This is a genomic window from Companilactobacillus musae, assembly GCF_003967595.1.
Lineage (GTDB): Bacteria > Bacillota > Bacilli > Lactobacillales > Lactobacillaceae > Companilactobacillus > Companilactobacillus musae.
Genome location: NZ_BIFW01000002.1, coordinates 178535 through 193214, shown reverse-complemented (window position 1 = coordinate 193214; position 14680 = coordinate 178535). Strand labels below are relative to the sequence as shown.

The window sequence follows — 14680 nt, the reverse complement described above, 5'->3', positions numbered from 1 at the left end:
CTTGAAAGGGGAATGTTATGGGATTAAAGAGGAAAGTGCTCTTCGCAGCGGTTTTTGCTTCTAGCTGTCTTTTATCGACCAATGTCGTTAAGGCTGATCAAGTAGATGTCAATGCAGAGCCAAATGTTACTCAAAGTGCAACAGATAAAGCTGATACAGTGACAGCTACAACTCAAGAACAGGATTCTCAAAACGCTGTTGAGTCTAATTCACAGACTCAAGATGCGCAACAGAGTTCGAATGCTCAAGAAAATCAACAGGTTCAAGCACCACAAGCAGATCATGTTGTGAGTGATCAACCGATTGATGGAGTTTTCACAACGACAGCCAATAATTATATTCCACTATATTACGCTGATGGTTCAGTTGAAACTAATAGAGCCTTAGCAGCCAATAGTGATTGGTACGCTGATACTTATCATCAGATGGCCAGTGGAACAAATTATTATCGCGTTGCAACAAATGAGTATGCAAATGCAAATGATGGAACATTTAAATCATATGTTCAACCATATCAGGGGGATGCAACCGTCGTCTATCGAACTGGTTCAAGCATTCATTCATTTAAGGGATATGGAAGTCGTGCTATTTATGAAGGTAACGATTTAGCTACTGGAACTAGTTGGAAGATTAATAACTATGCAAATGTTGGAGGAAAAGATTGGTATCAAATCGGTGCTGATACTTGGATACCACAAGATGAAGTAGTTGTTAACAATGGACAGTATAAAGACGCAGATTGGGTCTCAGGTGTGCCTTTGATCGCACAAAGACCCGAATTGCCTAATGGTTGTGAAATAACAGCCGTAACAATGATGCTTCAATATGCTGGTGCCAATGTTGATAAGATGCAAATGGCTAGAGAAATGCCACGTAGCAGTGATCCAAATTATGGATATATTGGTCAACCTTGGGATGGAACTGGTATTACTATTTTTCCACCAGCTTTGATGAGCTTGGTAGAGAAATATGCTGGTTCAGCGAAGAATCTTACTGGTCAAGGGTTTGATGCTATTAAGTATCAAATCAATATCGGACATCCAGTCGTGACTTGGAATACGCTTTATGGATTTCCATATCACGCCTTGGTAGTTACAGGTTATGATCAAGGTTATGTTTACTATAACGATTGTTGGACTGATCAATCTCTAAGAATGGGAATAGATCAATTTATCGGCAATTGGAATACACAAAATAGACGTGCAATAAGTTATTAGGGGAAAATAATAATGAATAAAAAGTCAAAAATGGTTTTTGTTTGTGGTTTTGCTTTAGCTATTATGGCAGTGACAACACAACAAAATGTCAAGGCTGATACTACAACTGATACTCCAGTTGAGACAGCTGTAGCTGAACAAACTCCAGAAGTTTCAAAAGCAACTCAACAATCGACTACTCAAGCTGTGACTGAACAAACTTCACAAGCAACTGATGTTCAAGCATCTACAACTCAAACAACTTCAGATGCCACACAGGCAACTACAGATAATACACAAGCAAATACACAAGCAAATACACAAGCAGATGCTGATACAAATGATGCCAAAATCACACCTGTAAAAGGGGTAGTAACAACTGGTAATGATATTACTTATCTTTACAAACAAGATGGTACACAGCTTACTAATCGTGCTTTAGGTCCTAATACACCTTGGGCTACTGATCAAAGATTAACTAATAATGGTTCAGTTTACTATCGAGTAGCTACAGATGAATTTGCTGATGGTAAGAATGTTGTGTTAAGTTTTGGTTCAGATGCTAATGGTGTTATCCGAGTTAAACCTAACGGTGCAGCCAACTACTCACGTAATGAACAAGGATTTTATAGTAATGGTCAACAAGGTTTTGCCGGTAATTCTACATGGCAATATAACCGTACAGATTATGATGACAAGTATACTTATTATCAAATCGCCAATAACGTTTGGGTAAATAGTTACGATGCAACAACAGATCCTGTTTATCAAAATCCAGCAGGTTGGTTACAAATTCAAAATACTCAAATTCAACCAGTTGGTGAACCTGGATATCCTTTGTATAACGGTGTTGAAGGTATCAAGACATGGTTAGTAAGAAGATATTTCGGTTATTCCAATGCTCATACAATCTATGACGGAGCTGTTGCTAACAGTGTTAGAGGTGTTCAATCTAGTCATGGACTTCCTGTAACAGGTATTGTTGATTTGGCAACTTGGAAAGCTATTGGTTTCTCTGAAGACAGCTGGTATGGAATTGATTCATACGTTGCACCTTTGAGAACAAGTATCTCAAGTTCAAGATCAGACCATATCGAAGCAATGATCAATGAAGCATATAGATATCTTGGTCAACCATGGATCTCTGGTGCTTCTAGTTCACCTGATTATGGTGTTGATTGTTCAGGATTAGTAACTCAAGCATTATATGCATCAGGTATTGATTCTGCACCAATTTCAGCAATTCAACATGCTCAAGTAGGTAACGAATGGAATTGTCAAATGTACTGGAATGATAACAGAATTCCACACATCAATTTCAATGAACGTCAAAGAGGAGATTTGATCTTCTTTACAGATCCATCATCAGGTATGTTATGGCACGTTGGTATCCTTTTGGACCCATCAACGATGATTGAATCATGGCCATATGCCGTTCAAGTACACTCAATTTACTCAGGTCGTGGAAACATTGCCGGTGTAAAACGTGTCTTTGCTTAAAGAAGTTTTTAAGTAGCTCATTTCAAAAAGACTATTAAATAAGAAAATCCGATAACTTTAAAAATGAGTTATCGGATTTTCTTTAACTAATCTTTTGATTATAAAATACTGTATTTGTTGAATATTGGCATATAATAAAATTATTAAGTATATTGTGAGGGACAATAATATGAAATTAAATAAAATGTTACTTTCTTTAGGTGTTTCCCTTTTTTCTACAATGGTTTTAGGTGGATTATCTACTCAACAAGTAAAAGCTGATGATGTTGCACAACAATCAAGTCCTACTGTTGATAACTCACAAAATCCAACTACTAACAAGGAACCTTCTGAAAATTCTTCAATGGTTCAGGCTGGTTCTGGTATTTCCGACGGTAATGAGACTTCAGCCTCAGAAATTTCCCAAGTGCAAGCTCAACCAAGTACCTATTCAACAGAAGCTGCTCCGCAAAGTGATACTGACAGTCAGGCTGTAAATATTTCTTTTACTGATGATAGTGGTAATCCCGTAAAAGATAGTACTGGTAATGAATATACTTTTAATAGTTCATATGAGGTTGGCAGTAATACTGTCGATGATATTCAAAATGATTCAAATTTAGCTGATGGATTCTTAAGTGCTTATACAATAGACTCTGATGAGAATAGTAAAATTATAAAGGATCAATCTAATTATAATCTTAAGGTTACAGCCAAATCGTTTAATCTTACAGCACATATTGCAGACATTGGTTATACATCCAATAAATCTGTTAAAAGTAAAGTGGGGCAACCCACAATAATTCCAGATAATAATGATCTTACAAAATATGAAAAAAAAGGTTTTGGATTTTCGTGTTTAACTGATAACAAAGGAAAACAAATTTCGGACAATGGAAGTGTAAAAGTTACACTGACATTTGATATGTTACCTAATCTAGGAACAAGTGCGACTGGATACCTTATAGAAGCTAAGTATAGTACACCTCTAACACAGCCTTTAATTGTAAACTTAATAGATGATGAAGGAAAGTCAATTAATACTAAGTACTTTGAGAATGATTCAAACATTAAAACAGGGGATATCATTTCTAACGTATCGTCGGTTGTGTCTGATTCGGATATAGATAGCAATACATATGCTTATTGGAAATCTGATTTGCCATGCACTATTTCAGGACCAACTTCATCTGAAATTATTGGACAAAATACTGATCCTTTTGTAAATAATGTAATTAATGTCTATTACACACATAAAGATGTTGATTATTTTAAAGTTAATTATTATGAAGCAACTGTTGGAAAAAACGATGTTATCTATACTGATTATTTAAGACCAGAAAATGGTGAAGTTACGATTAAAAACATAAATAATATAAATTTAGCTTATCGAATTGATTCGTCAAACACCGTATCGCTTGATTCATCCTATAATATAGGTGACGATTCGGAAGTTTATATTCCAGTAACGTCAAAATCAAAATATACTCTTAAACAAGTATCCGATGGCAAAACTTTTGAGTCTACTCAAACGTATGATGCTGCCAAAGCAAGCAATAATTATGATGTGAAAGATATATTTTTAGGAGACATGTCAGTAGACCCAAATGGCGAATTCAATCTTGATGTGTATGTGTCAGGTATTAGTGATGGAAGTATGGTAAACGAACAGTGGAATGGTAATTTTGATAAAAGTAAAACACTTGAACAAAACGTTGCTGAGCTACTTCCAAATATATTTCAGCTTGATGATCCCACATTCACGATAATCTATAAAGATAAAGATCTTTCTGTGCCATCAAATATTATCTATAAAGACCCCAATGGAAAAACAATTGGCAAGCCAATTTCAATAGATAAAACTGGCGATACAATAGATCTCAGTTCACTCGTTACTGATAATAAACCAAGTGGAGCTGACTTCGTCAATACTGATAATCCGTTTAGCATAGTTAAAAATTCTGATGGTACTATTTCAGTTATTGCTACGATGACCTCATCCGGTGATAACAATAATAACGGGAATTCAAATAATGGTTCTAGCACAGGTGGCGGTTCAAGTAGCTCAAATGATGACGATGAGAACACTGGTAGTACAGAATCAATTGATTCTACAATCAGTATCCATCCTTCACAATCTCCGGTTATTATTTATGATGACAATGGAGACAAAACCGATTTAACAATTCCTGCAAGTACTGACTGGGTAACGGATAAAAAAATGACTTTGGCTGGCAAAACATACTATCGCATTGCTACAAATCAATGGATCAATGCAGAGGATATATATACCTACTCCGAAGATCCTGAATATGTCAGAACTTATTCTGATTCTTACAAAAAAATCATAACCTCAAGGGAAAACACCATTACTAATAGAGCTTTAGCTTCTGGAAGTGACTGGGCTTCTGATAGATATACTTATTTTGATAATCAAAAATATTATCGTGTTGCTACTAATGAATGGATCAGTGCTAACGATTCGTTCAAATATCAACCAATCGATCAAATAATACAAACTACGCCTAATTCCCAATTGTTTGATGATCGAGGAAACTTTGTTAGAACAATTTCCTCACTAACACTAAAAACAGACAAGGTTGCAACAATTAATGGAATAAAGATGTATCGTGTTGCTACTAATGAGTGGTTACCTGTTAATAATGTTAGATAATATAAAACAAATAATGCGGTTGAAGACCATTTTTTAGCAATGTAAAAATTTAACTATCAAGAGAGTTATTAATGGCATTGAATACTAAGAAGATTAGTATTCAATGTTTTTTTTGTTTTATGAACGAAAGGAAAATGGGCTCAGTAGTGAAATTCTACTAAATTCGCGAGCCTTGCAGATTTAGTAGAAGGCCGAACTTGAAGACTGTTGGTGAAGCCAAGAGGCTCCAAGCCGTGCCCGCTACGTTCCAGCCCAATTTTCTTTGTCGCGGAGGACGGCATCCTTAAATACCATTGATAATTCAATATAATTATTTATGTAAAAAGGACTATTTTTTCACAAGCTTATTGGTAGAATTTAACTGTATAGTTGGCGATAATAATTGGTTAAAGAAGGGGTAGGACTATGGAAAATATATTTGAAGTTCAAGATCTATCTTACCAAGTCGGTGAAACGAAAATTTTAAAACATATCAATTTGGAAGTTGAAAAGGGCAATTATTTAACTGTTGTCGGTCCTTCTGGTAGTGGGAAAAGTACCTTGATGCGTATTTTGGCTTCGATGATTAGTGCTACTGGTGGAAAAGTTTTGTTTGATGGTAAATCAATTGATTCCTATGAACCAATTGAATATCGTCAGAGAGTTTCTTATGCTTTTCAGCAACCAACTTTATTTGGAAAAACTGTTAGAGACAACTTATCTTTTCCTTTTGAAGTTCGTAAAAAAGATTTTGACGAGATGAAAGTTATTAACTATTTGGAAATGGTTAATCTTAACGAAACTTATATTGATAAGAGTGTCAATGATGTTTCTGGTGGTGAAAAACAGAGAATTGCTTTACTGAGAAATTTGATTTTTCCACCGGAAGTATTGATAACTGATGAAGTTACCGCTGGTCTTGATGCTGAAAATAAAGCTATTGTTCATCGTATGTTGAACGAGTTCAACGATCGTGGCTTAACGATTTTACGAGTAACACATGATGAAACAGAAATCGAAGATTCTCGTGCTAAAATCAGAATCGGAAATGGAGAAATTGAAAATGACTAATTTAACGGTTTCTAATTCTACTTTGGCTTTAGGATTTGTGTTGGTGTTGGTAGCTTTAGTTATTGGCTATATTGAGAAATTACATATTGATAAAGATATTATTATTGGCGTTATCCGAGCAATCATTCAGTTGTCGATTGTTGGATACATTTTAAAGTTTGTTATTAAAGCTAATGACAATTGGTTAACTTTGGCTTGTTTTATCATCATTGTAATTAATGCTTCCTGGAATGCAGGAAAACGTGGTAATGGTATTCCCAAGGCTTTTCAATCGTCGCTGTTAGCCATATTTGTTGGTACGACGATTACTTTGACGACTTTAGTTTTAACTGGTTCGATTAAATTTGTTCCCGAGCAGATTGTACCGGTGACAGGAATGATTGCTAGTAACATTATGGTGGCAATTGGACTTTGTTATCGCAATATGAAGCAAACTTTTACCGATCGTCATCAACAAGTTCTGGAAAAATTGGCTTTGGGTGCAGATATCAAATTGGCTTCTTTAGATATATTGCGTGACAGTATTAAAAGTGGCATGCAACCAACGATTGATTCAATTAAAACATTGGGGCTAGTCAGTTTGCCAGGAATGATGTCAGGCTTGATTTTTGCGGGTGTTGATCCAGTTAAGGCTATCAAATATCAGATTATGGTTACTTTTATGTTATTGGCTTCAACGAGTATTGGTTCAATTATTTCTTGTTATTTAGGCTATAAACAGTTCTTTAATGACCGTAAACAATTAAAAAATGATTTAATTTCTTAGCTTTATCTCAAATAGACCTACTATGTAGGTCTATTTTTTTATATAATTGGTACAATGGGATGTGATGTAAATTTGAAGTTAGCAGTTATTGAAATTGGATCTAACTCCATTAGAACATCAGTTTATAAATCTTCAAAGAAGAATCGTTTTAAAACTTTGGATCGTTGGCGAGAGCCTGTTAGACTAGGAAAATCAATCACTCAGAGTCGACTATTGACCAATGATCAGATTGAAGAAACAATTGATGTTCTAAAGAAATTTCAAACTAGAATTGAAAGGTATCAAGTTGATCAGATTAGCTTAATCGCTACTGCTGCAGTAAGAATGGCTAAGAATCAAGAACAATTGATTTTTGCTGTTTTGAAAGAGACTGGCTTGCAACTAGAGATCATTAACGAAAAAGAAGAAGCATATTATGATTATGTTGCGGTCAGAAGTACGATGCGGATCAAAGATGCTTTAATCGTTGATGTTGGCGGCGGTAGTAGTGAAATCAGTTTGGCTAAAAAGGGTCGTCTTAAACACGGTCTTAGTATTCCAATTGGTGCCATTTCAATTTCTGATTTATATTTAGCGAGTGATCCAATAAAAGAGAATCAATTACAAGCAGCAAGAAAAGATATTAGTCGCCGTCTAGAAGATCTTCATTGGATGAATACGCCAGCTAATTTTGTTGGTCTAGGTGGAACTTTGAGGGCAGTTACTAGTATCTTGAATCGTGAAGGCAAGAATAAAAAGACTTTGCATAATTCTGTGATTTCGTGTGATCAAATTGACGAGTTATTTAATCAATTGATTCACGCATCATTAGAGGAACGCAGTCAGATTAAAGAGCTAAGCGATGGTAGATATGAAGTCATTTTAGGTGGAATTTTGATAATTTCAGAGATCATCAAAAAAACCCCCTCTAAAGAAATTCGTTTTTCGAATTTCGGAGTTAGAGAAGGTTATGTTTTTAACTATTTCCATAAAATGAATCTTCAAGATAAATAATGAATTAAGCTCGACTTGGTAAAGTCTTTTGTGCACTAGCCACAATGTGACCGTCCATCTTGTGCAATAGTTCGTTCATCCAAAAACCATTTTCCAAATCAAGATTGTCATCCAGAGCAAATACCTTGAGAACGTAGTCATGGGTTTGGTCTGGTGGATTAGGTCCATTATAGCCAACGGAAAATTCCGTTGAGCCATTCAGTAATGGACTGGCAGCACTATTTTTTCCTTGAACAACTGGTCCAGTTGCTTTTTGACTGAAGTTTTCAGGAATTTCGACTTGAGAGCTAGGAATATTAGCAGCTGTCCAGTGAATCCATTCAAAACCACAAACAGGGATTGAATCGGGATCAGTAAAGGTTAAAGCAATAGTTTTTGCTTCTGCCGGAATATTTGATAACTTAATTGGGAAACTAATAATTGGTTTCCCATTTTTTATATCCTTGGCAGCCGCATGTTTACCATACTTATCTGGTAATAAATTATTTGTTAAAGCTACATTTATTTCCATCCAAAAATCTCCTTTGTAAGAGGTATTAATAATGAAACAATTAAATAATAATGAATTGTCTGACCATATTGTAAAACAGGTTGAAAAAATTGAACAACAATATAATAAGAAAATAACATTGTATTCAGATTACGTTGATCAGGATTTCTTGACCTTAGACCAGGCCGATCATGAAATCAAAGGTGACGACATTAAGGTAGTTATCACAAATGAAAAATTCAGCGATTTTGTCTTGTCACACGAGTTGCATCATATTGAATTGGAATTATCTGATGAACCTAGTATTGATTGTGCAGTAACAACAGGTCAAGAAGATCTAGACGGTCGTATTTTAGCAATTGCTAACTCTGTTTTTGAAACTTTGGAACATGTAACAGTTTTAAAGAAGCAAAAAGAAGACGGAACATATACCGATCAAATTAAGGCTGAATATTTGAAGGGCGTAGAAGCTGCTTTACATCCAAAAGTAGAGTTGGATTTGGCAAATATGCGCTTCTATCGCACTTTAATTATGTTTGATGGAATTATATTCGGTGAGCATAGCAAGGATGCAGATTGGCAAAATGAGTTTCCTAAGTCATATAAATATGCTAATAAGTTAGTTGAAGTTGCCGAGAAAAATGATTTGTCAGTTCCATTCCAATTTAGACGTGCTTTAGTGAATAGTCTAGATGCATATAATGAAATTATCATTTCTAATGGTTACCAAGGATTGCATTTTCATACATTCTTGAATATAACTCCGGTAGTATCAAAACGTCAGTTACGTTTGAGTTTAAATCAAGCTTATCAGATCAAACATTCTGAATATAAAAATCGTGCAACTGGAAAAGATGGATTTGCTTTGATTGCTATTAATGATGGTCAGAGTGTGGCAACTTTGAATTTGGATCCGTCAAAGGTAACACCAGAATTTTATAAAGCTTTTTATCAATATAAGGTACAAGAAGTTTTTGACGAGCAAGGAATCAAATATCTAATCAGATAGGAGAAAGTCTATGACCAGAGAAGTCGAAGAGTTTAAGGAGCTATTGGCGCAAGCTAAGTTTGTAACTTTTCTAACTGGTGCTGGGGTGTCTGTACCGTCTGGTATTCCTGATTATCGTTCCAAGAATGGACTTTATAAGAAAGAAAAGTATGATTTCCCGCCGGAATACATGCTCAGTCACGATAATTTAGTCAAACACCCTGATATCTTTCATGATTTTGTAGTTCATAATATGTATTTTCCAGACGCTAAGCCTAATGTTATTCATCAAAAGATGGCAGAGATCAGCAATCAAAAGGGAGCAATTGTCACGCAAAATGTCGATAAGTTGCATACCAAAGCTGGGGCAAAAAATGTCGTGGAATTTCATGGAAATTTATACGATAATATTCATTGCTTGACCTGTGGGAAAGAGTTTGATTATAAAGAATATTTAAAGGACTTTAGACATCACGAAGATAATGGAATCATTCGTCCGGGTACGACGGTTTTGTATGGCGAAAATATTAATCCGGATAACTTTCGTAATGCTGCATTGATGGTTCAAAAGGCTGATTTGTTAGTAGTAGTTGGAACTAGTTTCAAAGTGTATCCATTTGCTGGATTACTGGAATACGGTTCACCTAAGGCTAAATTGGTTGTCATAAATAAAGAAGATTTAAACATCGATTCATCGATCTTAGCTATTGATGACGATGCTACGAACGTTTTTTCACAAATATAAAAGAATGCTATACTTAATATCAATTTAGTAGCGGTGGAGGTTAATATATTGACTGAAGAGAAAAAAACTTTTTACATTACAACACCCATTTATTATCCATCAGGAAAATTAACAATTGGGAACTCATATACAACGATTGCAGCGGATACATTGGCACGTTACAAGCGTAATGAAGGCTATGACGTATTCTTTCTAACAGGAACTGACGAACATGGTCTCAAAATTGAACAAAAAGCCGAAGAAAAACATATGGAACCACAAGAATATGTTGATATGATGGCTAAAGGAATCAAAGAACTTTGGAAAAAATTGGACATTTCTAACGATAAGTTCATCCGTACAACTGATGATTACCATGTTAAGGCTGTTCAAAGAATTATCGAACGTCTAATTAAACAAGGGGATATTTATTTAGGTGAATATTCAGGTTGGTATTCAGTTGACGATGAGGAATACTTTACTGAATCACAAATGGCTGAAGTTTATCATGATAAAGACGGTAAAGTTATTGGTGGAAAAGCTCCTTCAGGTCATGAAGTTCAACTCGTTAAAGAACCATGCTACTTCTTTAAGATGAGCAAATATGCTGATCGTCTTTTGAAATATTATGAGGACAATCCTACCTTCATCGAACCAGAAATTCGTAAGAATGAAATGATCAATAATTTCATCAAGCCCGGTCTAGAAGACTTGGCTATTTCTAGAACAACCTTTAACTGGGGTGTTAAAGTTCCAAGTAATCCAGAACATGTTGTTTATGTTTGGATCGATGCTTTGTTGAACTATATCACTGCTTTAGGATATGAAAGTGATGATGATTCACTCTTTAAGAGATATTGGCCCGCTAATGTTCAATTTGTTGGTAAGGAAATTGTTCGTTTCCACACAATTTATTGGCCAATTATTTTGATGGCATTAGGTGTTGAATTGCCTAAGCAAGTCTTCGGTCATGGTTGGTTATTGATGAAAGACGGTAAAATGTCTAAGTCTAAGGGTAATGTTGTTTATCCAGAAATGCTTGTTTCTAGATATGGACTTGACTCATTACGTTATTACTTAATGCGCGCTATGCCATTTGGTAGCGATGGTGTCTTCACTCCTGAAGATTATATTGATAAGATCAATTATGATTTGGCTAATGATCTTGGAAACTTGTTGAATAGAACGGTTTCAATGATCAATAAATATGATGATGGCAAAGTGGTTTCAGTTGCTGCAGTGACTGATTTGGATAAGGATTTGGAAAAATCTTATGCTGATACACTTACAGCCTACAGAGAACATATGGATAAGTTTGAGTTCCCTGACGCTTTGGCTAGTGTATGGTCATTTATTAGTCGTGCTAATAAGTATATCGATGAGACACAACCATGGGTTCTTGCTAAAGATGACAGTAAGAAGGCTGAACTACAAGCTGTCTTAGGTCACTTAGCTGAATCATTACGTTTGATTGCTCTATTGATCAGTCCAGTTATGACTCAAGCACCAGTTAAAATGTTTGCTCAATTGGGACTTGATTACAGTAACGATAAGTCACTTGATTTTGGCGACATCGTAGTGGGTAAAACTGTTACAGCAAAACCAGAACCAATCTTCCCACGTTTGGATGCTGAAGAAGAAGTTAACTATATCAAAGGTAAGATGGCTGAAGAACAAGCTAAGCATGGTGCTGGTAAATTAAGTAAGTCAGCTCAGGCTAAGGCTAAAGCTCAAGCAGATGCTGATGATGGTTTTCCTAAGGAAATTGAATTTGATGACTTTGCTAAAGTAAAAATGGTTGTAACAGAGATTCTTGATGTTAAACCAGTTGAAAACTCAAGTAAATTATTGCAATTCAAATTGGATGATGGTTCTGGTGTTGATCGTCAAATTCTTTCAGGAATGCATAAATTCTATCCTAATTACAAAGAATTAATCGGTAAGAAAGTTCTAGCAGTTGTTAATTTGAAACCACGTAAGATGGTAGGCGAATGGAGTAATGGAATGTTACTTTCAACTGAAAAGGGCGATGAAGTAAAACTTGCTATTGTCGACAATTCACATAAAAATGGAGCTATTTTAGGCTAATGAAAATCTTTGATACTCATACACATTTGAATGACGAAGCTTTTGTTGGTAAAACTCAACAGTTTATTGATAATGCTAAAGAATTAGATGTTGTAGAGATGGCTATAATTGGATCAAATGAAGAGTTTAATATTGAGGCTATTCGCTTAGCTCAAAACTATCAACCACTTCATGCCGTAGTTGGCTGGCATCCAGAATTTGCTAAAGAATATAATGAAGAACAATTGGTCAATCAGATCAAGCTTCCTGAAGTGGTAGGAATTGGTGAAATTGGATTGGATTATCATTGGGAAGAAGATCCAGATCCTAAGATTCAACAGAAAGTTTTGATTCAACAACTTGATATTGCTAAACAATACAATATGCCAGTTTCAATTCATTGTCGGGATGCTTTTGATGATATGTATCAAATTTTAAAAAATCATGATATGTCTAAGTCGGGTATTATCATGCACAGTTTCAATGGCGATATAAATTGGCTTAATAAATTTCTTGACCTTGGATTGTGGATTTCATATAGTGGTGTAGTTTCATTTAAAAACGCCCCTGAAGTTCATGAGTCAGCTAAAAATACACCTTTGGATCGTTTGTTGGTAGAAACTGATGCACCATATTTAACTCCAGAACCATATCGTGGTCATTCTAATCAACCAGCGTATACGAGATACGTAGTTGATGCGATTGCTAAATATAAGGATATTGCACCTGATGTAGTGGCAGAACATACTTTTAACAATGCTCACCAAGTGTATAATCTATAATTATGACAAAAATAAAAGAAATTATTGTAGTTGAGGGTAAATCAGATACCAATCGTCTGAAAGATTGTTTTGGTGACGATGGTGTCGATACGTTGGAAACAACGGGTTCGGCTCTCAGTGAAGAAACAATTAAACGAATTAAAATTGCTCAAGCCAAACGTGGTGTTATTATTTTCACTGATCCTGATTTTAATGGCAATCGTTTACGAACGATTATTCAAAAGGCAGTTCCAGATGCTAAACAAGCGTTTTTGCCTAGGGATAGAGCAGTTCCTAAACATAGTGATGGTAGTTTGGGAATTGAGCATGCCAAAGATGCTGATATAAAAGCGGCATTAGCAGCAGTTTATACACAGACAAACGAAGCTTTTAAAGATTATGATCAAACTGATATGGTTAACTTGGGCTTAATCGGAGAACCTGATTCTCATCAAAGACGTTTGTTCGTAGGCTCTGAACTAAAAATTGGCTATACTAATGCTAAACAATTTTTAAATCGACTAAATATGTTTCAAGTAGCTCCTAATGATTTATTAGCTGCGGTTAAAAATTTTGATGAAGGAAGTACACATGACACAAAATAGATTAAGTATTGCTGATCCTATTCGTACGAATGATATTATGCGTAAGTACAAATTACGCGCAAAAAAAAGTTTAGGACAAAATTTCTTAACCAATGAAAAAGTTTTAGACGATATTGTGGATGCAAGTGGTTTAAAGCCTGATGAAATAGCTATTGAAATTGGACCTGGTATTGGAGCTTTGACTGAGAAGTTAGCTCAAGTATCAGAACACGTTTATGCATTTGAAATCGATGATAATTTGATACCAGTTTTGGCTGATACATTGCAATATTACGATAATATCGATGTCATCAATCAAGATATATTAAAAGTTGATTTAGATAAATTTGTTGAAGAAAATAATCTGCAAGGTAAGACTATCAAGGTAGTTGCGAACTTGCCATACTATATTACGACACCAATTATGTTGAATTTGATCGAAAGTGACTATCCTTTCCAATCGTTAGTTTTAATGATGCAAAAGGAAGTTGCTGAAAGAATCACGGCTGTTCCGGGACACCGTGAATACGGATCTTTGACGATTGCAGTTCAGACACAGATGAAAGCCAGAATTGATCGTATTGTTGGTAGTAAGTCATTCATTCCTAGACCTAAAGTTGATTCAGCAGTAGCTGTTTTAGAACGTTTGCCTAAAGAGCAAGTTGATATTGAAGATCCAGTTTTCTTCAATAAATTGGTGCGCTCATCTTTCATGCAAAAACGTAAAAGTTTAATGAATAATTTATTGAACTGGTTAGGTAGAACTGATGAAAATCGTGAAAGTATAAAAAATGTTTTTGAAAAATGTGGAATTGCGGAAAATGCCCGTGGAGAGCAAGTTTCCATTGCACAATTTAAACAAATGGCAATAGAATTCAGCAAAAATTAGATTACAAATATATTATTTT

At 35.1% G+C, this 14680-nt stretch carries 13 protein-coding genes; 12 read left to right on the top strand and 1 reads right to left on the bottom strand.

Features of this window, described 5'->3' with window-relative positions:
* The first annotated feature begins 17 nt into the window (after nucleotides 1-17).
* From LAB100_RS04485 to LAB100_RS04460, 6 genes are all read left to right on the top strand, one after another.
* Nucleotides 18-1217, top strand: coding sequence for a C39 family peptidase (locus LAB100_RS04485; protein ID WP_119325731.1), 1200 nt, complete (start codon nucleotides 18-20; stop codon nucleotides 1215-1217).
* 12 nt (nucleotides 1218-1229) lie between these two features.
* Nucleotides 1230-2696 (top strand): peptidoglycan-binding protein, encoded by a 1467-nt coding sequence (locus LAB100_RS04480; RefSeq protein WP_119325732.1) that lies wholly within the window; start codon nucleotides 1230-1232, stop codon nucleotides 2694-2696.
* Nucleotides 2697-2865: 169 nt separating this feature from the next.
* A complete protein-coding gene (locus LAB100_RS04475; protein ID WP_119325733.1) occupies nucleotides 2866-5349 on the top strand; it encodes an SLAP domain-containing protein in 2484 nt (827 codons plus the stop codon).
* A gap of 405 nt (nucleotides 5350-5754) precedes the next feature.
* Complete coding sequence (locus LAB100_RS04470) at nucleotides 5755-6399, top strand: ABC transporter ATP-binding protein (protein ID WP_119325734.1); 645 nt, start codon at nucleotides 5755-5757, stop codon at nucleotides 6397-6399.
* On the top strand, nucleotides 6392-7165 hold the full coding sequence (locus LAB100_RS04465) for an ABC transporter permease (RefSeq protein WP_119325735.1): 774 nt from the start codon (nucleotides 6392-6394) through the stop codon (nucleotides 7163-7165). The genes LAB100_RS04470 and LAB100_RS04465 overlap by 8 nt, the downstream gene beginning before the upstream one ends.
* A gap of 72 nt (nucleotides 7166-7237) precedes the next feature.
* Nucleotides 7238-8158, top strand: a complete 921-nt coding sequence (locus LAB100_RS04460) for a Ppx/GppA phosphatase family protein (protein WP_119325736.1) — start codon at nucleotides 7238-7240, stop codon at nucleotides 8156-8158.
* Nucleotides 8159-8162: 4 nt separating this feature from the next.
* Here LAB100_RS04460 and LAB100_RS04455 read toward each other — a convergent pair whose 3' ends face one another.
* Entirely contained in the window at nucleotides 8163-8669 is a 507-nt protein-coding gene (locus tag LAB100_RS04455) for a YbhB/YbcL family Raf kinase inhibitor-like protein (RefSeq protein ID WP_119325737.1), read from the bottom strand.
* Nucleotides 8670-8700: 31 nt separating this feature from the next.
* Here LAB100_RS04455 and LAB100_RS04450 point away from each other — a divergent pair, with 31 nt between their 5' ends.
* Genes LAB100_RS04450 through rsmA form a run of 6 tightly spaced genes read left to right on the top strand, consistent with a single transcriptional unit; the run spans nucleotide 8701 to nucleotide 14661 of the window.
* Nucleotides 8701-9657: a hypothetical protein gene (locus LAB100_RS04450; protein WP_119325738.1), complete on the top strand. Its 957-nt coding sequence runs from the start codon at nucleotides 8701-8703 to the stop codon at nucleotides 9655-9657.
* A 10-nt stretch (nucleotides 9658-9667) separates the two neighbouring features.
* Nucleotides 9668-10381 carry an NAD-dependent protein deacylase gene (locus LAB100_RS04445; RefSeq protein WP_119325739.1) on the top strand — a complete coding sequence of 238 codons (714 nt, stop codon included), beginning with the start codon at nucleotides 9668-9670 and terminating at the stop codon, nucleotides 10379-10381.
* A gap of 48 nt (nucleotides 10382-10429) precedes the next feature.
* A complete protein-coding gene (gene metG / locus LAB100_RS04440) occupies nucleotides 10430-12448 on the top strand; it encodes a methionine--tRNA ligase (RefSeq protein ID WP_119325740.1) in 2019 nt (672 codons plus the stop codon).
* Nucleotides 12448-13209: a TatD family hydrolase gene (locus LAB100_RS04435; protein WP_119325741.1), complete on the top strand. Its 762-nt coding sequence runs from the start codon at nucleotides 12448-12450 to the stop codon at nucleotides 13207-13209. The genes metG and LAB100_RS04435 overlap by 1 nt, the downstream gene beginning before the upstream one ends.
* 2 nt (nucleotides 13210-13211) lie before the next feature.
* Nucleotides 13212-13793 carry a ribonuclease M5 gene (rnmV, locus tag LAB100_RS04430; RefSeq protein WP_119325742.1) on the top strand — a complete coding sequence of 194 codons (582 nt, stop codon included), beginning with the start codon at nucleotides 13212-13214 and terminating at the stop codon, nucleotides 13791-13793.
* Nucleotides 13780-14661 carry a 16S rRNA (adenine(1518)-N(6)/adenine(1519)-N(6))-dimethyltransferase RsmA gene (gene rsmA, locus LAB100_RS04425; RefSeq protein WP_119325743.1) on the top strand — a complete coding sequence of 294 codons (882 nt, stop codon included), beginning with the start codon at nucleotides 13780-13782 and terminating at the stop codon, nucleotides 14659-14661. Before rnmV ends, rsmA begins: the two co-directional genes overlap by 14 nt.
* Nucleotides 14662-14680: the final 19 nt, after the last annotated feature.